Origin of the sequence: Maribacter vaceletii, assembly GCF_003634105.1 — a bacterium.
GTDB classification, from domain to species: Bacteria; Bacteroidota; Bacteroidia; order Flavobacteriales; family Flavobacteriaceae; genus Maribacter_B; species Maribacter_B vaceletii.
In genome coordinates, this window is sequence record NZ_RBIQ01000007.1 from 320,691 (window position 1) to 343,571 (window position 22,881).

17 protein-coding genes are annotated in these 22,881 nt (G+C 31.7%); 12 read left to right on the plus strand and 5 right to left on the minus strand.

Going from position 1 to position 22,881, the window contains the following annotated elements; translation table 11 throughout:
• Positions 1–98 precede the first annotated feature (98 nt).
• Entirely contained in the window at positions 99–1,874 is a 1,776-nt protein-coding gene (locus CLV91_RS01510; protein WP_211333180.1) for a hypothetical protein, read from the plus strand.
• A gap of 43 nt (positions 1,875–1,917) precedes the next feature.
• On the opposite strand, the gene CLV91_RS01515 is transcribed toward CLV91_RS01510, so the two are convergent.
• From CLV91_RS01515 to hemN, 3 genes are all read right to left on the minus strand, one after another.
• Positions 1,918–2,211 carry a cupin domain-containing protein gene (locus CLV91_RS01515; protein ID WP_121063278.1) on the minus strand — a complete coding sequence of 98 codons (294 nt, stop codon included), beginning with the start codon at positions 2,209–2,211 and terminating at the stop codon, positions 1,918–1,920.
• An 82-nt stretch (positions 2,212–2,293) separates the two neighbouring features.
• On the minus strand, positions 2,294–3,115 hold the full coding sequence (locus CLV91_RS01520) for a universal stress protein (protein ID WP_121063280.1): 822 nt from the start codon (positions 3,113–3,115) through the stop codon (positions 2,294–2,296).
• A gap of 11 nt (positions 3,116–3,126) precedes the next feature.
• Positions 3,127–4,488, minus strand: coding sequence for an oxygen-independent coproporphyrinogen III oxidase (gene hemN, locus CLV91_RS01525; RefSeq protein ID WP_121063282.1), 1,362 nt, complete (start codon positions 4,486–4,488; stop codon positions 3,127–3,129).
• Between the two features lie 239 nt (positions 4,489–4,727).
• Between hemN and CLV91_RS01530 the strand changes: the two genes are divergently transcribed.
• Both CLV91_RS01530 and CLV91_RS01535 read left to right on the plus strand, forming a co-directional pair.
• Positions 4,728–5,618 carry a nucleotidyltransferase family protein gene (locus CLV91_RS01530; RefSeq protein WP_245987117.1) on the plus strand — a complete coding sequence of 297 codons (891 nt, stop codon included), beginning with the start codon at positions 4,728–4,730 and terminating at the stop codon, positions 5,616–5,618.
• A 3-nt stretch (positions 5,619–5,621) separates the two neighbouring features.
• On the plus strand, positions 5,622–6,692 hold the full coding sequence (locus tag CLV91_RS01535; protein WP_121063284.1) for a phosphotransferase enzyme family protein: 1,071 nt from the start codon (positions 5,622–5,624) through the stop codon (positions 6,690–6,692).
• Here CLV91_RS01535 and CLV91_RS01540 read toward each other — a convergent pair.
• Positions 6,685–8,127 carry a rubredoxin gene (locus CLV91_RS01540; protein WP_121063286.1) on the minus strand — a complete coding sequence of 481 codons (1,443 nt, stop codon included), beginning with the start codon at positions 8,125–8,127 and terminating at the stop codon, positions 6,685–6,687. The genes CLV91_RS01535 and CLV91_RS01540 overlap by 8 nt on opposite strands.
• Before the next feature lie 11 nt (positions 8,128–8,138).
• A complete protein-coding gene (locus tag CLV91_RS01545) occupies positions 8,139–11,666 on the minus strand; it encodes a nitrate reductase (RefSeq protein WP_121065634.1) in 3,528 nt (1,175 codons plus the stop codon).
• A gap of 308 nt (positions 11,667–11,974) precedes the next feature.
• Between CLV91_RS01545 and CLV91_RS01550 the strand changes: the two genes are divergently transcribed.
• The 9 genes from CLV91_RS01550 (at position 11,975) to CLV91_RS01590 (ending at position 22,755) form a co-directional block, all read left to right on the plus strand.
• A complete protein-coding gene (locus tag CLV91_RS01550; RefSeq protein ID WP_121063287.1) occupies positions 11,975–12,688 on the plus strand; it encodes an endonuclease/exonuclease/phosphatase family protein in 714 nt (237 codons plus the stop codon).
• Positions 12,689–12,839: 151 nt separating this feature from the next.
• Positions 12,840–13,280, plus strand: a complete 441-nt coding sequence (locus CLV91_RS01555) for a GNAT family N-acetyltransferase (RefSeq protein WP_121063289.1) — start codon at positions 12,840–12,842, stop codon at positions 13,278–13,280.
• Between the two features lie 398 nt (positions 13,281–13,678).
• Positions 13,679–14,797, plus strand: a complete 1,119-nt coding sequence (locus tag CLV91_RS01560) for an acyltransferase family protein (protein WP_121063291.1) — start codon at positions 13,679–13,681, stop codon at positions 14,795–14,797.
• A 174-nt stretch (positions 14,798–14,971) separates the two neighbouring features.
• Complete coding sequence (locus tag CLV91_RS01565; protein ID WP_121063293.1) at positions 14,972–15,697, plus strand: SDR family oxidoreductase; 726 nt, start codon at positions 14,972–14,974, stop codon at positions 15,695–15,697.
• A gap of 231 nt (positions 15,698–15,928) precedes the next feature.
• On the plus strand, positions 15,929–18,181 hold the full coding sequence (locus CLV91_RS01570) for an FUSC family protein (RefSeq protein ID WP_121063295.1): 2,253 nt from the start codon (positions 15,929–15,931) through the stop codon (positions 18,179–18,181).
• Positions 18,182–18,273: 92 nt separating this feature from the next.
• Positions 18,274–18,666, plus strand: a complete 393-nt coding sequence (locus CLV91_RS01575) for a DUF7079 family protein (RefSeq protein ID WP_121063297.1) — start codon at positions 18,274–18,276, stop codon at positions 18,664–18,666.
• Positions 18,667–18,779: 113 nt separating this feature from the next.
• Complete coding sequence (locus tag CLV91_RS01580) at positions 18,780–19,343, plus strand: hypothetical protein (protein WP_121063300.1); 564 nt, start codon at positions 18,780–18,782, stop codon at positions 19,341–19,343.
• Positions 19,344–19,382: 39 nt separating this feature from the next.
• A complete protein-coding gene (gene bla / locus CLV91_RS01585; protein WP_121063302.1) occupies positions 19,383–20,123 on the plus strand; it encodes a subclass B1 metallo-beta-lactamase in 741 nt (246 codons plus the stop codon).
• A 232-nt stretch (positions 20,124–20,355) separates the two neighbouring features.
• On the plus strand, positions 20,356–22,755 hold the full coding sequence (locus CLV91_RS01590) for a TonB-dependent receptor (protein ID WP_121063304.1): 2,400 nt from the start codon (positions 20,356–20,358) through the stop codon (positions 22,753–22,755).
• Positions 22,756–22,881: the final 126 nt, after the last annotated feature.

The following is a 22,881-nucleotide window of genomic DNA, read 5'->3' on the forward strand; positions in this document are numbered from 1 at the left end:
AACCCTTTTAAGAACTGATATATATCATATTCTAAGAGCCAGAATAATAGAAAATTTGCAGTTGGTTATTTTCATAAAACTGTAAAACAAAAATATTCATGGCAAATACACATTCTTTTCATATTCCTGTAATGGGAATTGGTTTTACTATCGATTCTCCTTTAAAGGTTTCGCACTTAGGTATTGATTCTGTCATTTCTTTAGTAGATGATATTCTATTAGAAAAATTACGCAAAATGTATTGCGAAATTTCGAAGCTTCCATATTCAGAAATAACAGAAAAAATGGAAGACTTTAGAGCAAAAAGAATAACATCTTACTTAAATCTAATGCAAAATTTAGCAGAAGAAAAGTTTGAAACTTTAAAAATTGCTACACTAGAATCTAGCAATGAAATAAAAAAGTATTTTTCTATCCTCCCAGACACTTCTTCTTTAAAAAAAGAATTTAATAAACGAACTAAAGCTAATTTTAATGTAAATGAAATTAAACATTGGCTTAAAGAAAATCTTTCTATGGGTAGTATAGATGTAAATATCATGACCAAGGTAGATAAAGATAATTATAAAAAGAAAGAACAACTACCAACAGAGTACAATGATGCCCATGCCGCACTTAGAGGATATGCCACAAGCAACCTTAGTTCTTCTCTTATTTTATCTGCTGGAATGAATCCTAGATTGTATAGCTACATAGAACAGTTTGATGATTTTTTTCCAGATTCTAATGGGTATATAAAAAAGAAAATAGTTCTTAAGGTTAGTGATTTTAGGTCTGCCTTAATCCAAGGTAAATTTTTAGCAAAAAAAGGTCTTTGGGTATCGGAGTATAGAATAGAATCTGGTTTAAACTGTGGCGGACACGCATTTGCTACAGATGGCTATTTAATGGGGCCTATACTAGAACAGTTTAAAAATGAGAAAGAGTCTCTAGCAACCTCTATTTATTCCATTTTAACTTCTGCATTAAAAAGAAAAGAAAAAACTGTTCCGCAAAATATACTTCCTATAAAATTAACGGCTCAAGGTGGTGTAGGAACAGCAGAAGAACATAATTTTATACTAAACCATTACAAAGTAGATTCTGTAGGTTGGGGAACCCCTTTTTTATTAGTTCCAGAAGCCACAACCGTAGATAAAGCAACTGTAAAAAAGTTAGTAGAAGCCAAAGAAAATGACCTATACCTAAGTAATATATCGCCTTTAGGAATACCTTTTCATAGTTTAAAAGGAAATACTAAGGATGTAGAAAAAGAAAAAAACATTGCCAAAAACAGGCCTGGAAGTTCTTGTCCTAAAAAATTTGTTTCTTTAAATAAAGACTTCAAAGAATCTGGATTATGTACTGCCTCTAGAGAGTACCAACATTTAAAAATACTAGAACTAAAAAAAGACACCTTAACTCCTAAAGAATACACCATCCAATACGAAAAAATTATAGAAAAATCTTGCACCTGTGTTGGCCTAGGAACTTCTGCTTTACTAGCTTATGGGTTAGATACAAAAACCGAAGGAGATGGTGTTTCTATATGCCCTGGACCAAATATGGCTTATTTTTCTAAAACAATGAACCTAAATGAGATTACGGACCATATTTATGGGCGCAATAACGTTATTAAAAGAGAAGATCGCCCACATATGTTTATTAAAGAGTTAGGCATTTATAACTCCTTTTTAAAAGAAAAAATTAAAGAGACCAACACACTAAGTACTCCTAAAGAGGTTAAATATTTATCTGTTTTTAGAAACAATTTATTAGATGGCTTAACATATTACAAAACAATCTTTAGTAAAGACCCTACTTTTTTAAAAGCACTTACAAAACAAAAAGAAGAATTAAATATTTTATCTTCAACAATAGATAAGATACAATAAAAAAACCTAAAGGATACACAAGTCTTGTGTATCCTTTAGGGGCTTATCTAATTATTATAAATTTAGAATTTTCATTAGCCTTAACCCAATGTTCTACATTCTTTGGGAAACTAAAATGTTGTTGTTCCGTAAGCTTATAAACCGCATTATTTATAGAGAATGAAATGTTACCCTCCAAAACAATTAATTGCGCATCTAAAGGAGAACTATGTTCTGGAAACAAAGCTCCTTTTTCTAAACAAATACTAAGAATTTCTATAGTGTCTGTTTTTATTATTTTATGAACCTGCAAGCCATTAAACTTGGTTTCTTTAATACTATTATTTATAGAATACATATTTTACTTTTTTTTACAAAAAAAGGAGGCCAACTACAACCTCCCTCCTCTTCTTCAACTAAAATCTATGTTAAAAAAATCACTAAATTTTAAATGTAACTACGGGCATATTAGCATGGTTTACAATATCTTCTCCTATACTCCCCATAAAAAAATGAGACAATCCTTTACGACCATGTGTAGGAATACCAATAATATCTGCACCACTAGATTCGCTATAATTTAAAATTCCTTGTTCTACACTATAATCGTTATATATAGCAACCTCAGCTCCTATATTACCTTTTTGTAAAAAGACATTTATTTGTTCATAAGCATCCGCAGTACTTAGAAAATTATCTCCAGGCACATTTATATAAACCAAGTCTAATTTTGCACGCAACATTGCTGCAAAATCTTTAGCCTTTTTAAAAGCTGGTAGTTTATCTTCTTTAAAATCAGACGCAAAAACAAAACGGTCTATTTTAAAGTTTATATGCTCTTTTTTAATTACCAAAACTGGTATTTCAGCATTTCTAACCACTTTTTCAGCATTAGAGCCTATGAATATTTCTTTTAAGCCATCTGTACCATGAGAGCCCATAATAATCATATCTGCATTGTGCTTTTTAGCTACCTCATTAACTTCAGAGAAAACTTTAAAATGCTTAATTATTGGCGTTATTGTACTATCTTTTACATAGTCTTTATTTAAAAAATCTTTGAAACGTTTTTCTGCAAGCTTTAAAAAAAACACCGTTTGTTCTGGATGCATTCCTGCTTCCGACGAAATTAAAGCAGAGTTAAGCTCTAACATATGCAATGCTAAAATTTCTGAATCGTGTTTTTTTGCTAAAGAAACAGCCACTTTTAATGCATTTTCTGACTGTTCTGAAAAATCTATAAGTACTATTATTTTTTTCATGATTGTAGGGTTTAAATTGTCATTGAAAATAATTTGGTTTCTGGAGCTTTTCTATGCAAATGCACATCAAAAGCCATGCATATATTTCTTATAAAAGGCTTGCCTTTTTCTGTTACTTCTAATTTATTTTCCGAAATAAGCACTAAATTATCTAAGTGCATTTCTTTTAAGTTTTCTAAAACAGTATCTACATCATTAAAACTCATATTATCATACCCCCAAGAGGTTTGGTAAGTACACATGAGGTTCAAAATATGTTTCCTTATTACTTGGTCTTCTTTGGTTAATATGTGTCCTCTATAAATTGGAATTATATTATTATTTACCAAATGCTTATACTCCTCTATACTTTTTACATTTTGTGCAAAACTATACCAACTATCGCTAATACTAGATGCCCCTAAACCAACCATAAGCTTTGTTTTAGATGCCGTATACCCCATAAAATTACGGTGTAATTTCCCAGATTTCATAGCGGTATATAAACTATCTTTAGAAAGTGCAAAGTGATCCATTCCTATTTCAGAGTACCCAACTTGTGCTAATAACTTTTTTCCTTCTTCGTATTGCTCTCTCTTCTCTTCTGGTGTTGGTAAATCACTGTCTTTATACCCTCTTTGTCCATTTCCTTTTAACCATGGTACATGTGCATAGCTATAAAATGCTAAACGGTCTGGACGCAACTCTTTTGTCTTTAGAATAGTCTCTTTAACGTGGTCTAAGGTTTGGTGCGGTAGACCAAAAATAATATCGTGTCCAATAGAAGTATACCCAATCTCTCTTGCAATTTCTGTAACGTTTTTCACATTTTTAAAAGGCTGTACTCTATGTATTGCTTTTTGTACCGTTTCATTATAATCTTGCACCCCATAACTTACTCTTCTAAAACCTACATCATACAAAGCTTGTAAATGTTCTCTAGTAGTATTATTTGGGTGTCCCTCAAAACTAAACTCATATCCTTCAGCTTTTTCAGCTTTTCTAAAAATTCCTTCTATAAGTCTTTTTAAATTTTCAGGAGAAAAAAAAGTTGGTGTTCCTCCTCCTAAATGTAGTTCTTTAATTTTAGGTTTTTCAGAAAATAATTGGGTATATAAATCCCATTCTTTTAAAACGGTATCTATATATGGTTCCTCTACATTGTGTTTTTTTGTTATGCGTTTGTGGCATCCACAAAAGGTACACATACTCTCACAAAAAGGTAAGTGTATATACAAACTAATTCCTTCTTTAGAATTACTTTCTTTAAAACTATTTACAAGAGTAGTTTCCCATTTTACACCAGAAAAAGCATCTATATTCCAGTAAGGAACTGTAGGGTAACTAGTATACCTAGGACCCGAAACATTATATTTTTTAATTAAACTGCACATACCTGTTATTTACACTACAAACATAGACATACAGAGTTCTACAAAATATGATAATTATCATGTAAATAGGCCTTTATTACAGCTATTTATATTCCTTTATTTTATTATACCTTTTTTTTGATGATTTTCTTTTATTTACACAAAACAAAATATTAGATTTAACGTTAAATTCTAATGCTAACCAAATTTTGAAATATCTTTATAGTAGTATAAATACTACTTTTTAACATTTTTAAATTATGACATTATTATTAATGGCTGCCGGACGCGGAAGTCGATATGGAAAATTAAAACAGTTTGATGATTTAGGCCCAAATGGCGAGCTCTTAATGGAGTATAGTATTTTTGATGCTATAGAAGCCGGTTTTACACAAATTGTGGTTATTACCCAAAAAGATAAAGTAGACTTTACACACAACCACTTAGACGAACGTATTCCAGAAGATATTGAGTTAGATGTAATTGCACAAGAAACTTCAGACATTCCTTATGGGGTTGCTTTTATGGAAGATAGAGAAAAACCTTGGGGTACTGCGCATGCCGTATGGTCTGCTCGTAATGTAATAGAAGATGCTTTTGTGGTAATAAATGCGGATGATTATTATGGCAAAGAAGCTTTTATTAATGCTGCAAAATTCTTAAATAATCCGGATAGCGAAAATAGCTATGGTTTGGTTGGCTATACATTAAAAGAAACCTTATCTACTAATGGTTCTGTTTCTAGGGGAATTTGTAAAACAGATGGGGACAATAATTTAATTGCTATAAATGAGCATTTAAAGATTGAAAAGAAAGCCAATGTAATTACGGATATTACTACTGGAGCAAATTTTAGTGGAGAAGAATTAGTTAGTTTAAATTTTTGGGTATGTCAACCAGAAATTTTTGAAACTATAGAAGAAGAATTTATCACCTTTTTAGAAGACAAAAAATTAGTAAAAAGCAGTGAATTATACTTACCGCTAATTATTAAGAAAATAATGGATTCTGGCGAAGACACTATTAAAACTATCCCTTCTAACGAGCAGTGGTTTGGTATTACTTACGCAGCAGACCGTGAAGAAGTGGTACAAGCTCTAAAAGAAAAAACAGATAATGAACAATACCCTGTTCCTATGTGGCAAGATTAAAGTATGCAAACGTATTCTAATACTGTATTACAAAACATAATATCTAACTTTATAGATAATGCTCAAAAGTATTATTTTACTCCTATAACAAACGGATTAATTAACACTACTTTTTTAGTATCAGATACCAATAATTACCCTACATATATTTTACAACGAGTAAATTCTGACGTTTTTCTAGACACAGCTGCTCTAATGCAAAACATAAACAATGCTATTGGTGTTTTGCAGCACAATACTTATGCTAAAATTGAGTTTTTAAAATCCAAAGAAAACAAAAAATACGTTTCTACAACGCATGGAGATTGGCGAGTATTAACTTATATAAATAATACTGTTGTTTATAACACAACCACTAATACCAAAGTTGCTTTTGAAGCTGGTAAAATTATTGGCACATTTCATTCTCTTTTAGAAAAAGAAGATACTACAAAGTATAAAGATAGTATTCCGGATTTTCACAATTTAGAAATACGAAAAAAACAATTTTTAAAAGCGCTAGAAACTACCTCTGTAGAACAAAAAACAACTGCAAAAAAAGCAATTACATTTACGAATACTCTTTTTCCAATATTGAGCCCTCTTCAGGATTTAAAAATACCTGCTAGAGTTTGCCATAACGACACTAAACTCAATAATATTTTATTTTCTAAAACCAATACTAAAGCGCTTTGTCTTATAGATTTAGATACTATTATGAAAGGATATTTTTTTTATGATTTTGGAGATGCCGTACGTACCATAGTAAATACTGCTCCAGAAGACGAAAAAGAATTGAGTAAAATAACTTTTAACAAAGAGTTATTTATTGCGTTTGTAAATGGCTTAAAAACCAATTCTAATTTCTTAACCCATGAAGAAATAAAAACGTTGCCTTTAGGTGTTGTTTTTATGCCTTTTATACATGGTCTAAGAGCCTTAACCGATTATTTGAACGGGAATAAATATTACAAAGTTAGTTACAAAAACCAAAATTTAGACCGTGCTATAAGCTTGTTTTCTTTTGCCCAAAAAGCAGCTAAAGAACTAGATTTTATGACCAACCTAATTTATTATGGAAACCCTTCTACTTAGTACCTAATACTAAATGCGTTTCTTTAAAACTACTTTTTGGTGCCTCGCAAACAGGGCAAGAGTAATTATCTGGTAATGCTTCAAAAGAGGTTCCTGCTTTTACATTTCTTTTACTATCGCCATAAAATGGGTCATAAATAGTAAAACAAGAATTACATTGATACACTTCTGATGGTTCTTCTGGGTTTGCCTTAATTTTCTTTTTAGTTGGTACCGATACACTTCCTAATTGTCCAAAATACTTTTTACTAAGCTCCATTAACAAGCCTGGAAGTTCTATCTTATCTACATCTTGGGCATACATTTGATACACTTGTGTATTAGGGTCAAAGTTTTTAAAATGCAGCACATTATACGTTGGCCTTACCTCATAATCTTTTACAATAGTTGGCGGTGTATTTTTCTCTATTAATACCGATGCAAAATGCGTTCTTTTACCAGGAGAATTACTAATACCAAAAGTAAGTCCGTAGGTACTAATATCATTCTGATCAAAACTACGAACTAGGAATTTTTTTAACTCTAAAGCCTCCTTATCATCTACAGGTAAATGCCAATTCATTTCTAGTTGTGAATGACGTATATTAATACCCCATTGCCCTAAAAAACGCTCTAATTGTGGTCTACTTTCTGTTTTTATTCCTTTTACAATAAAAGATTTCCAAGGGGTAATACATATTTTACCAATACTATTATCCAAACAAAAATCACAAAAATGCTTTAAAAAATCTAAATCGTATTTATTGTTGCGCCAGTATAAACCTAACCAATACTCATCTAGTCCCATACGGTTCATCCCCTCATAATACGGAAAAGTTAAATACGGAATTTGCAATTCCTTTTCCATAATTTTGTTGTTGGTATCTAGTTTTTTATTTAATAGAAAAAAGATATCGTCTATAGATGCTACCTCCTCATAAATTTCCTCTATAGCACTAGATATTTTAGTAATATCCCAACTGTAGACTAAAACAGGGTAGTAAGCACCCTCTTCCCATTCTGGTAATTTTATATATAAATACCAATAATCTTCATTTTCTGATGCTATAAAATTTAAGTTCCCACTAAAAATTGGTACCAGCCTTTGCTTTGGGTCGGTAATATTAATTTTAAGTAATGGTTGGTAATTAAACCCTTCTAAAATATAGAGGTAGGTAGAACCTTTTAACCAATGCGTCATATTAAAAATATCGGCAGAAACGTAAGAACACACTATATTTTGATAGCCTCTTTCCGATTCTATATCGGTATTAAACTGCGATAAGCTTTCTAATTGTTTTTCACTTACATCTTTAAGCGGAAAAAGCAAATCTTGGCGAGAACCAAAATACACTTCTTTTAAACCAGCAGCTTCTAGCATGGTAATGCTATCTTTTAATTCTCCTGGAGAAGTAATACCGCCTTTTATTAAAATTCTATGCAAATCATCATTCATACCACTTCTTTTTAAACTGTTGCTAATTGGGAATTTAAAATATCTTTAATCTCTGGCTTACAACTACCACAACCTAATCCACCACCTGTTTCAGAGCATAATTTAGAAAATTCTGTACAACCATTTTGGACTGCTTCTATAATATTACCTTCGCCTACTTGGCTACAAGAACAAACTAATTTTCCTTTTAAAGGCACTGTATTTGTAGCACCACGAAGAAGCTCATTTCTTTTCTCTGATAATTCTATTTCCTCTTCTATAAGTCTTTTAAATTCTGCAAACTCATTTTTATCGCCCATTAAAATAGCGCCTTTTAACATATCATCTTTTACAATACATTTTTTATAAAAACGCTTGCTCACATCCATCAAAATAATTTCTTCATAGCTAGGGTCGTTTGCAGGAGCATATGCCATACCAATACTACAAAGGTCTAGATTTTCGAACTTTAAAATATTCATTAAAACAGAGCCAGAATACATACTACCATAATCTCCCAAGATATAGTTTGCAGCAATATCTGCTTGTTGTTCTGCGGCTGATGTTATTCCAAAAAGCGAACTATTAAATTCTGCAATTTCTCCTAAAGCAAAAATAGAAGGCTCGCTAGTTTCTAAATAAGAATTTACCACTACACCCCTTCTAGTTTTTAGATTACTTTGTTTTGCAAGTTCTATATTTGGTCTGGTACCAATGGCATATACAATTGCGTTACATTTAATAGTACGGCCAGTTTTTAAATTTACTAAAAGAGAATGCTTACTCTCTTTTTCTTGAAAAACGGTACTTACTTCATTATCAAAATAAATTTGTATGCCACGCTCTAAAACATCTTCGGCTAACAACCTACTAGCTACACGGTCCAATTGGCGTTCCATTAATCGTGGTGCACGTTGTACAATACTAATATTTACGTTATTTTTTTTAAGAGCAGCAGCAAGTTCTAAACCTAATAAACCACCACCAACAATTACTACATGTTGCTCTTGCGCTGGCAAGCCCGTATCTCCTAAATATTTTTTTAGTTTATCGGCATCGCCACGCTCTCGCATAGTAAAGCGTCCAGGTAATTGTATTTGCACATCTGCTGGTATAAAAGCCCTACTACCAGTTGCCATAATTAGCAGATCATACTCATGGGTATTTCCTTTTTCGTCTATAACAGTTTTTTCTTCTGCATTAATTTTTGCTATTCCATTTCCAGGATGCAAATCTACCTCTAGCTTTTCTAACTCTCCTTTTTTAAGCTTTTCTAACGCTTCCCAAGAAAGTTCATCACTTACATATTCTGGTAAGAGTACTCGATTGTAAAAAGGATCTTTCTCTTTAGAAAAAACATGAATTTTATCTACTTCATTCTTTTCTCTATACGATTGTATAAAACGGTAGGCAGCTGCTCCCGCTCCAATTACAATAATTTTTTGTTCTTTTTTGGTAAACTTGGCAACCTGTACCGCGCAATACTTAAAATCTGGTTCTTTAGAAATTGGGTCTACCAACTCACTGGTAAGGTTATTCGCTCTACCAAAATCATTATTTAATATTTTTCCCCAGTGCATTGGTAAAAACACAACACTCTCCCTAATATCATAGTTAATCTTAACTTTTACTTGCACCTCTCCCCTACGGCTTTTTACCACAGCAATATCCCCCTCTTTTAGTTGGCGCAAATAGGCATCTACCTTATTCATTTCTAGATACGGTTGTGGTATATGAGTAAGTAATCTATTTACTTTCCCTGTTTTTGTTCGTGTGTGCCATTGGTCCCTAACCCTACCTGTATTTAATATTAAAGGAAATTCTGTATTAGTTTCTTCGGACTTATTATATATGTTTTTTGGAGCATTAAAATGTGCTTTTTTATCTCCTGTATAAAACGTCTTATCTTCAAAAAGTCTTGGTGTTCCTGGGTGTGTTCGGTGTGGTACTGGCCATTGAAAGCTCCCTTCTTCCTTTAATCTATCATAAGAAAGACCAGAAATATCAATTTTTGTGCCTTTGGTAAGTAAGCAATGCTCGTCATATACCTCACTAGCAGATTCATAATCAAAACCACCATAATCCATTGCCTGTGCAAATTTCCAAAGAATTTCTGCATCTGGTAAGGCTTCTCCAGGAGCATCTATAACCTTAGGCAAATAACTTATTCTACGTTCCGAATTGGTCATAGTCCCTTCTTTCTCTAACCAACCCGCTGCTGGTAAAAGTAAATCTGCATATGCAGCGGTTTCGGAATTATGGGATATATCTTGTACCACAACAAAACTTGCATTTTTAAGGGCACGTTCTATCTTTTTAGCATTAGGCATAGATACTACTGGGTTTGTACAAATAACCCAAATAGCTTTTAAATCGCCTTTATCTAAAGCATCAAACATTTCGGTAGCGGTGTAACCAGGCGCTGCTTGTATTTCTTTACCGCCCCAAAAATTAGATACTTCTTTTCGGTGTTCCGGGTTTTCTAAATCTTTATGCGCAGCCAATAAACTAGCCATACCACCAACCTCACGACCACCCATAGCATTTGGTTGTCCTGTTAACGAAAATGGTCCAGAACCAGGTTTCCCTATTTGCCCTGTTAGTAAAGAAAGGTTAAATAAAGACACATTCTTATCTACCCCAATAATACTTTGGTTAAGCCCCATGGTCCACATACTAATAAACCCAGAAGCATCGCCAATATATTTGGCTGCTCTACGAATATCTTCTGCGGGAATTCCACATTTTTCTGCTGCTTGGCGAACCGATAGTTGATACGCACTTTCTTTACAAGCTTCAAAATTTACAGTATGCTGTTTTATAAATTTTTTATCTATTTTTTTCTTGTCTATTAAACAACGAGCAATAGCATTAAAAAGAATAACATCGGTACCTGGGAGAATTTGCAAATGTAAATCTGCCGAGGCACAAGTTTGTGTTTTTCTTGGGTCTACTACTATTATTTTAATATCTGGATTCTCTTCTTTGTGTTTTTCTATACGTCTAAAAAGAATTGGATGACACCATGCTGGGTTTGCCCCTGCTATTAAAAAACAATCTGCAAGTTCTATATCTGCATAGGCAATAGGAACGGAATCTTCCCCTACTGTTTTTTTGTACCCAACCACCGCAGAACTCATGCATAAACGCGAGTTGGTATCTATATTATTAGTTCCTATAAAACCTTTGGTAAGTTTATTTACCAAATAGTATTCTTCTGTTAAACATTGTCCAGATACATAGAAACCAACACTATTAGGCCCGTGTTTTTCTATTATACTTTTAAAAACACCAGCCGCACGCTTAAAAGCAGTATCCCAAGAGACTCTTTGCATAGGGTGGTTACGGCTATAACGCATTTCTGGATACAAAATACGGTCTGTAGTATCTTGTGCTACGTAATTAAGATTCATGCCCTTGGAGCATAACATGCCTTTATTAACAGGATAGTCCTGGTCTCCTGTAACTGCAATGGTTCCTTTATTGTCTACCGATACGTCTATGCCGCAGCCTACACCGCAATAGCTACATATAGTTTTATGAATCTTATTTTCTTGCATTGTCTTTGTATTATGGGACACTTATATTCTATGCATGCAAGATATAAAATTACGTATAAATACGTAGTGATTATATCGTAATTGTTTTGGGTTTAAAAAACAAAATTCTCAAAAAATAACCGCTCTTAACAGAATATACATAAAGGTTCTTTGCAATTAGAAGAACATAATATTGATGATAAAACCCTCATTTGCATTTAAAAAACTAAGTAGTTAATTAAAAAATTACTTTATTTTAGCGTAGGAAAATTAAGGAGAATAGTTCCTGATATAAGGAGTTGGCGTGCATTAGAAAAAAAGAACTTAAATTGAAAATTATTACTTGGAATTGTAATGGAGCATTAAGAAAAAAGTTTGAGAATTTAACGGACTTTAATGCTGACATACATATAATTCAAGAGTGTGAAAATCCAGCGGAAACTAAACACAAAGAATACAATGAATGGGCGGAAAATTATTTATGGATTGGAGACACGAAAAATAAAGGAATTGGAATTTTTGCGAAGAAAAATATAGGATTAAAAAGACTGAATTGGTCAGACAATTTTAAAGACCATAAAGTAAAACACTTTTTACCTTGTTCTGTAAATGGAGATTTTGACTTATTAGCTGTTTGGAATCACAGCAATAAATCACCGACTTTTGGGTATATTGGACAATTATGGAAATATCTTCAAGTTAACAAACCGAATTTAAATAAGAGTTTAATTATTGGAGATTTTAATAGTAACAAGATTTGGGACAAATGGGACAGATGGTGGAATCACTCTGATGTTGTGGCTGAACTGAACGAAATCGGAATTGAAAGTTTATATCATAAATATTGGAAAGAAGAACAAGGAACCGAAACTCGACCGACTTTTTTCCTGCATAGAAAATTAGAAAAGCCATATCATATCGATTATGTTTTTGGCAGTAAAGCATTTATAAACGGACTAAAAAAAATGGAATTTGGAAAGGTTAGTGATTGGTTAAAAGTAAGCGACCATATATCAATTATTTGCGAATTTGAAACTGAATAAAATAACGACACGCCAACAATGTATAAAAATAATTGCTCAATTTTGGGCTTAACCAAAGGTAGTTGCAAGTTTACTACGTCTGATTTTCCTTCGGAAAATCCTCGCACGTAAAGACGCAACTATTCTTATACGATACCGTTAGAAAAAAATAATGAACAAAATAGATACAATAGAAAAAGGGGAATATGAAAATGTAGTTGAACTTTGGGAATCTTCGGTTAGGGCAACTCATCACTTCTTAAAAGAGGAAGATATTGAATATTTTAAACCACTAATTTTAAATACTTATTTAGATGCCGTTGAATTGAGATGTATAAGGAATAATGATAAAAAAATAGTTGGTTTTCTTGGTGTTGCAGAACAGAATTTGGAAATGTTATTTATTCACCCTGAATATAGAGGAAAAAAGATAGGAAAAACTCTACTGTATTATTCAATTAAGCAATTGGATGTAACAAAAGTTGATGTAAACGAACAGAATGAACAAGCAGTAGGATTTTACAAACATTGCGGATTTGAAGTAACTGGTCGCTCTGAATTGGATTCCTCTAGCAAACCTTATCCTACTTTACATATGGAATTAAAAAAATAAAATTACTACCAACAACAACTATAATTTATAAGCATTACTGTGCTTAATTAAAAGTTTAGATTTTTTAACCAAGTCCCCCAAATTTTTTGATTTGGTATTTTTTAGAAAAAATTATGCTTTCCTATACTCCGAAAAATAAACGTTTTTTTAAACGCTACTTTTCATATACTAGACCGCTATACAACGTTATGACCCGTCCTGAATAAAGGCTCCATAATTACCAATAGTAGTCGTAGTAACGCATAGAATTAAAAAAACTTTCCTCCTTGTTTGGTTACAAAAGATTTAGAAGAGTATTAAAAATAGAAAATTAGTTACCTAGTTGAACAAGTTCAACTTTTTTCTCAGTTTCATTCAATTAATTTACACTATATCAAATTGTTACTAGAAACTAAACTATGAAACCTAAATCTATTACTTACATTTCTTCCTTAACACCATTAAGAGGAATTGCAGCAATATTTGTTGTACTATTCCATTACGATGTTTGGTTAATGTTACGCGGATTTCCCAGGTTGGTTAACACAAAATACTCCTCTATTATAACTAGTAGTTATTTATGGGTAGACTTTTTTTTTATTCTAAGTGGCTTTGTAATTTGCCATGCATACGGTAAGAAATTAGAAAATAAAACTATAACCGCAGTAAAAAAATATTTATGGGCAAGATTCTCTAGGCTTTACCCCTTACATGTTTTTATAATGTTACTTTTTGTAGTGCAAACCATTGTTTTATTTTGGCTATTTCCGGAGTATGCTATTGAAAAATGGCAATGGACTAGAACCGTACCAGACTTTTTTATTCATTTGTTTTTTTTACAAACTAGCGGCATTATAGACCGCCCTGTTTGGAACGTTGGCTCGTGGTCTATTGCTGCAGAATGGTGGACATACATTTTTGCAATTGCACTTATTCCTTTATTAAATAAAAGTAAAACACATTTAAGTATAATTTTTACTATACTGGCTTTATTAGGGTATGTTTATATTGCATATAAAAACCCAAATTTTACCCTTGATGAATTTTATGGCTTAGGTACACTTCGGTGTATTTTTGGTTTTACAATTGGCATGAACGTATATCAAGCATATAAAACCCTAATTAATAAAGAAACTATATGGCGTAAAGATTGGTTATTTTATATCATGGTTTTAGGCGCTTTATCTGTACTGCATTTTAATCTATTTAATGTGCTTGTAATACCATTTTTTGGAGGTTTTATTCTTTGTGCTTCGCTCAACAATGGGTTGCCATCTAGATTATTAAATTCTAAACCTTTGCTTTTTCTAGGAGATATTTCTTATTCCATTTATTTAATTCATCTGTTTTGGATATATCTTTGGGTAATGTGGTTAGATTTATATTTTATACCTAAAAACCCCGATAGTACACTCAGCATATCTCATAAAATTCTTTGGCTATTTACACTATTAGCTTTAATAATTGGCTCGTCCTATTTAACCTATAAATATGTTGAAATTTTTGCTCAAAAAAAACTAAGACAACGGAAAAAATAAGGGTTAAGAAGATAGAAAACGTTGTGCAAAAATGGGTATAATTAATGTGAAGTTTAGCGTTTAATCTAAAAGCTTGTGTATATTTATTGCGTAGCCAAATTAGTGTAACTTGGCTTTTAAAAATAGGTAATGAACGAGCTATTAAAATATACAGCTCCAAAAAATAATTGCTAAATGGACAAAGTAATAATAGTAACCGGAGCTTCTCGTGGCATTGGAAAAGAAATAGCTAAATTATTGGCAAAAAACGGAGGAAAAGTAGTAGTTAACTATTCTAATAATAAACAAGCTGCAAATGATACTGTTGCAGAAATAAAAAAGACAGGTGGCATTGCTATTGCAATTAAAGCTAACGTAGCACAAAGGAATGAAGTTACAGCATTATTTAACGAAACAATTAAACACTATGGCAAAGTAGATGTAGTAATTAATAATGCAGGGATAATGATAAATAAACTAGTTAAAGACAATAGCGAGGAAGACTACAGGAAACAATTTGATGTAAACGTAAAAGGAACGCTCAACACCTTGCAAGAATGTGCTTCAAAATTATCAGACAATGGTATTATAATTAATGTTTCTTCTAGTACTGTAAAATTAATGCTTCCTACTTATGCTCTTTATTCCGCATCTAAAGCAGCAGTAGAACAAATGACCAGAGTTTTCTCTAAAGAAATTGGAAGAGGTATTTCTGTAAATGCAATTGCTCCAGGGCCTACAAGTACTGAACTATTTTTAAATGGAAAATCTGATGAGCTGATAAAAAAACTTATAAGTCAGAATGCTTTTAACCGATTAGCGGAACCTAGTGATATTGCAAAAGTTGTACTTTTCTTAGCAAGCGATAACTCTAAATGGATTTCTGGACAAGTACTACCTGTTAACGGAGCTATGGTGTAATTCTAGGTGTTTTTTAAAGAAAAAACAGCACTATTCCTAATATATTATTTTAACTACAATAACTTAAAAATAACCCTAGCAAACGGTACTTCCTCTCAATTACCTTAACTTTGTAGTATAATAGTAAACAACCTCGGGGCAAGCCCAAGAGGCATTTATTAAGAAACTATTTTTTTTTAATTTCGAGGCAAGCCTCGGAGCATTTAAATCTCGATTATCGAGTAAAACCTCTTGAAAGAAAAACTAAAACAGCTAGAGTTATTTCTAAAAAGCACCGACTTTGAAAGAGGAATTAAGGTTGGCTTTGGTATTGCCGTTCCTTTTACACTACTCTACATATTAGGTTATTTTGAATACGCTCCGGCAGTTGTTCTTGGCCTATTTTTAAATGTTCCTGGAGATATTCCTGGAAGCGCAAAACGCAAAGTAAATGCCCTATTAATTAGTATAGGGCTAACTATGGTTATTACTGCCATAATTCTTTTTTCAAAACCTTTTTTACCTCTTTTACTACTAGTCCTTACTGCAATTTCTTTCTTTGTTTCTCTTATATCAATATATGGTTTTAGGGCATCGTTAGTGTCCTTTTCTGGCTTATTGGCAATGGTATTAGCTTTTGCAATACAAAAAGAAACCCCGCAAGAGATTTTACTACAAATTTTATTAATGGGGATTGGCGGTCTTTGGTATTTAATTGTAACCTTTATTTTTAAAAAAATTACACCTAAAAAAGACCAAAATCAGCTACTATCAGACACACTTTTACTTATTGGTCAATATTTAAAATTACGAGGAAAACTATTAACTAAAAAGACTAAACGTGATGACCTTCTTAAAGAAACATTTGTACTACAACATCAAATAAGTGAAAAACATGAAACATTAAGAGAAGCTTTACTTACAGAGCGTAAACGTTCTGGGCGCTCACGATACGAAGAAAAACAACTACTAATCTTTATTTCTTCTATAAATATTTTAGAATTAATAGAAGCAAAACATTTAGATTATAAAATGATTGATGCCATTTTTGGCGAGCGTAAAGAATTTTTAAAAGCTTCTAAAAAGTTAAATAAAATTATGGGGAATCATTTAATTCGATTATCAGAATTATTGATTCAGAAAGATAAAATTCCTAATAAAAATACCCTATTAAAGGCGCTAACAGAAACTAACAACGCTATCACTAATTATATAGACACTATAAAATTACCCGAAGCGCGTGAGGGAGCTCTAGTATTAAAAAATTTATACGATTATCAAGAACAACTTGTTTATGAAATAAGAGCCATTAGACGTGTAATGGCAAATGTAAAAAGTGCTTCCAAAGTATCTTTAAAAAAACAAGATTCTAATCAGTTTTTAACGCTACAGGAATATAATATAAATATTCTCCTCCAGAATTTTAGTTTAAATTCTTCCATGTTTAGACACTCCTTGCGACTTACTATTGCACTGGTTTTTGGGTATTTGCTAGGCTTTGTTTTAAATATCCAAAATACGTATTGGATTTTACTTACTATTATTGTTATTATGCGCCCTAGCTATGGTTTAACTAAAGAACGTTCTAAAGACCGTATTATAGGTACACTTATTGGTGCCGTGGTTGCCGTTGGTATTGTACTTATTACGCAAAACATGATTGTCTATTCTATACTAGCAATTGTATCATTAATTTTGGCTTTCTCTTTAGTTCAACAGAATTACAAATTTGCCGCCTTCTTAATTACCATTAGTGTTATATTCCTATATTCTTTAGCTAATCCTAATGCTTTTGAAGTAATACAATACCGTGTAATTGATACTATTATTGGTGCAACCATAGCTGTAGTTGCTAACTACCTACTCTTTCCAAGTTGGGAAGTAAACACTATAAAACAGGTGCTTCTAGAGACTTTAAAAATGAACAGGGAATATCTTTTAGCAATGCAAAACCTTTACAAAGAACCCACAAAAAACAGACTACCGTATAATTTAGCCAGAAAAGAAGCCTTCTTAGCTATTAGTAATTTAAATGCGGCTTTCCAACGTTTAACCCAAGACCCAAAATCTAAACAAAAAGAATTTCAATTAATTTATGAAATTGTTACCCTTAACCAAACCATGATTTCTGCTATTGCGTCTATAGGAAATTTTATAATAAACCATAAAACCACTCCTGCCTCTAAGGACTTTAATAATCTTATTAAAAAAATTTCTACAAGCTTACAAGTATCATTAAATAGTCTAGAATCTAATGAAGATAAAAATAAAATTACAGAAGAGGTTATGGAAGATGCCCATGAAAAATTATTAGACAAATACACGCAATTATCTAATTTAAGAGATAAAAACATTGAGCAAGGGAAAACAGAAATAGATACAGATACCCTTCATGGTCTACAAGAAGCTTTCTTAATATCTAACCATATGAGTTGGTTAAGAACACTGTCGGAAAATTTACAAAAAGCTACAAAAAAATATCGTTCTTCTATGATAAATACTTAGTATAGAGAATACACTTTATTACCATTAAATAAAGAGAACCTAATTACTTTAGAAATATACTTATTTTAGACTAAACATTACATTTTACTTAAATGAGTAAAACTTTAAACATAGAAGAAAGAAAACCTATTTGGATTGCCTTATCTAATTTTTATCTGGATACAGAACTTGAAGAATACACTTTAAAATCTATTGCAAAAAAAATTATAGAAAGTCCTTACTCTTTAAAAAAAGTAAAAGAAATTAATACCTATGAGCTTTTTCCGGTATTACATTATAACTTATTAAGTGGTGCAGGTGTCTGGACTGGTTTTGATGAGGACTGGCTAATAAATAGCATTTTAAACTCCTTATCTAAAAGAAATAAATTAAAAACTATTTTCATAAAAGCTTATTTTCAAATTAATAAACGAATGTTTACCACCTATTGGGAAAAACTAGAACAAGTATATAATACCATAAAACAAGACTCTAAATCTTCTTAGAAATAGTAAACTACCTCGGGGCAAGCCCACGAGGTATTTATTAGGAAACTAATTTTGATTTCGAGGCAATCCCCAGAGCATTTAAATCTCGATTATCGAGTAATATATCACTTATGAATAAACGTATAATTGTAATGCTATTATTAATAGGATTTATGTCCTGTAAAAATTATGATGAAAAAATTGAAAAACTTACCATTGCAAAAGAATACTACAAAGCCCTTAACAATTCTAATGATGTAGGAATAGAAATTTTATTAAGAGACAGCCTCTTAACTAAAGAAAGTAATTATAAACAAACTTTTTCTATAGCAGAATATAAAGAATGGCTCCAATGGGATGCTATATTTGAACCTACTTACATAACACTTGACATTAAAGAAGAAAACGAAGTTGTTAAAGCCACCATTTCTAAAATGGATAAGAGAATATTATTTTTACATGAAAAACCAATTGTTACCAAGCAAACTATACATTTTAAAAATACTAAAATAAGTAGTATTGAAACAACGGATTATCTAGATTTTAAGGATACAATATTTATTAAAAACAGAACAAAACTATTAAACTGGGTTAGCAAAAAACATCCAGAACTGGATGGTTTTATCTATGACCAAACTAAAAAAGGAGGGCAAAAATATTTAAAGGCAATAGAGTTATATAACCAGGAAAATTAAATCCAATAAATCTTATATAATAAAAAAATATACTTTTCTATGAACAAGACATTTTTATCATTACTCAGTATTTTTCTTTGCTACTCCTGTTCTGCCCCAAAAAAAACTGTAAAAGGGTTAACTACAGATAGTTTAAAAATAAAAGAAGTTAGCACTAACACTTTTGTTCATACCTCCTATCTACAAACTAATGACTTTGGAAATGTCCCATGTAATGGCATGGTATATTTTAATGAAGATGAAGCTATTGTTTTTGATACTCCTACAAACAACACGATTTCTAAACAACTTATACATTGGATTGAAAACGTACAAAAAAAGAAAATTACTGCTGTAGTAGCTACTCATTTTCATAACGATTGTTTAGGAGGACTAGAGGAGTTTCATGCAAACGGAACAAAAAGTTACGCTAGTACTAAAACTATTTCATTAGCAAAGAAAAATAAGGTTAAAGTGTTACCCCAAGAAGGGTTCACCAAAGGATTAAAATTAATTATTGGCAAAAAACCTGTTTTTACTAGCTTTTATGGAGAAGGTCATACTAAAGACAATGTGGTAGGCTATATTCCTGAAGAAAATGTTCTTTTTGGAGGCTGCCTAATTAAAACTCTTAATGCAACAAAAGGCTATTTGGGAGATGCTAATGTAAAAGAATGGTCTGCAACTGTTTCTAAAATAAAAGAAGAAAAACCAGGGGTGAAAATTGTTATTCCTGGCCATGGAAAAACAGGCGGTATAGAACTTTTAGACTATACAATTAGCTTATTTTCTACAAAGTAAACTACCTCGGAGCAAGCCCAGAGGTATTTAAAGGAAATAAATTTTCAATTTCGAGGCAAGCCTTGGGGTATTATACCCTTTGGCGAAGCTAATAAATAAAGCCATTCTTAAGTAAAACAGCATTTTACAAAATTCTTATTTAGATTTATTATAAATAATTTGGAAGTGTGATTTCCAAAGAATACATTTGCTCGAAAATTAAATTATTTTTAACGAGTCTAAATAAATATAAATGAACAAACCATTACTAATCCTATTACTTTTTCTAGCAACACAAATAGGATTTTCACAAAGTACAAGTATAACGGGAAGTATTACTGACAATTCTAAAGAACCACTATTTGGTGTAAATGTTATACTTAAGAATACTACAAACGGGTCTCAGACTAATGAAAATGGGCAGTTTATTATAGAAAATGTAGCAAACGGAGAATATCTTATTTCTATATCTTACATTGGTTTTAAAACTAAAGAAGTTAAAATTAACATTACCAATAATACTTCTGTAAACCTAGAACCTATTTTCCTATTAGAAGGGAATGAAATGCTTAATGAAGTAGTTGTTGAAGGAAGCCGAACTAATAAATTTTCTAGAAAGAAAAGTGCATACGTTTCTAAAATGCCTTTAAAAAACATAGAAAATGCACAGGTTTATAATACAATTACTAGCCAATTATTAATATCGCAGTCTGTAAATACCTTTGAAGATGCATTAAAAAATGCAGCTGGAATTTCTAAACTATGGTCCTCTACTGGTAGAAGTGGCGATGGTGCTGGTTACTATTCTAGTCGTGGATTTGCAGTACAACCACAACTTGTAAATGGTGTTGCTGGTATTACCAATGGTTTTATAAACCCCTCTAACGTAGAAAGAGTTGAAGTTATTAAAGGCCCATCAGGAACTTTATTTGGAAGCTCCGTAACGTCTTATGGTGGCTTAATAAATATTATTACTAAAAAACCATATAACAGTACGGGAGGAGAAATTACAATGTCTGGCGGTACTAATGATTTTGCTAAACTTATAGCAGATGTAAATATTTCGGACACCGAAAAACTATCCTTACGTTTTAATACCGGTTTTCAAAAAGATAATAGTTTTCAAGATGCAGGTTTTAAAAAATCGGTTTTTATTGCCCCTTCATTAACTTATAAAGTAAATAACAAATTGGCTTTTAACTTTTCTTATGAAGCCTCTAGTAACGAACAAACTAATGAAACCTTTTTATTCTTAAATAGATATGGCCCTATAGCATTTAATACTATTGATGAATTAGGATACGATACCAATTTATCGTTCACCAATAATGATGTAACCATAGATAATGTAACACAAAATTACCGCGGAGAAATTGCATGGAAATTAACAGACAATTGGTCTTCACAAACTCTTATTGCTGGTGGTATTGCAAAATCTAAAGGGTATTATACCTACTTATGGAATGTTGCAGACTGGACAAACCCAGCAGCTCCTATTGGCACAGAAAATTTTAGCCTATATGCCCAAGACACAGATGCAAGAACAAAAACCCTAAATCTGCAACAAAACTTTACTGGAGATTTTAAATTAGGAGATTTAAAAAACAAATTACTTGTTGGGGTAGACTATCTAGATACAAAAACTATAGACAATAGTTCTAACTGGGGATATTTACACACCATAAATATTGATGGAGATTTAATTTTTGGAGAGCCAGAAATTAATGCCACAAACCTTAATACTGCTTTAAATGGCATAGGAAACCTAGATAGTGATATTCGTCAAAATATTTTAGGCGCTTATGTTTCTGATGTAATAAATATACTTCCTTCTTTATCTATTATGGGAAGTGTTCGTTATGATAGATTTAATTATCTGGGAGATAAAAATACAGATACCGATGATGATACTGAATATACCCAATCTACTTGGTCTCCAAAATTTGGCATTGTTTATCAACCAATACTTAATCAAGTATCTGTTTTTGCAAACTACCAAAATGGATTTTCATATGTTAACCCACAATACATAACAGATTTTGGTACCGGAGAAACTACATTACAATCCTATGATGTAGAGGAAGCTAATCAACTAGAATTTGGTATTAAAACCAACTTATTTCATAACAAGTTAGAAACTACTTTAAGCTACTATAATATTAATGTAGATAACAAGTATTATTGGGCTACAAAAACACAAGACCTTAAAATAAATAGCCAAGGAATAGAACTAGAACTAAATGCAAGCCCAATTAAAGGGTTAAATTTACATAGCGGATTTAGTTATAACGATTCTGAAATTAAAGACTCTCCTTCTGCTACAGGTTTAGAAGGCAACCGTTATGGAGAATCTGGCCCAGAAATTACATATAACTTTTGGGCAGACTATAAATTCCTAAGTAAGTTTGGAGTTGGAGCAGGGTTCAATGGTGCATCTGAATATGACACTATGGTAGATTATAAGTCTGTCACTGGCAGTTTTTACATTCCTGGATATACCATTTTTAACGCATCTGTATATTATGAAACAGATACCTTTAGATTTAGTCTTAAAGGAAACAATTTAAGCGACAAAACATATTACTCTGGATGGAGCACTGTAACCCCACAACAACAAAGAGTAATTTTAGCAGCAGTAAATTATAAATTTTAGTTTTAAACCTAATTATAGGTGGCATTCCCCACACCTATAATTAGGCTTTTTTAGTAATCTACTTCGGGGTAAGCCCATGAGGTATTTTAGGAAACTAATTTTGATTTCGAGGCAAGCCTCGGAGCA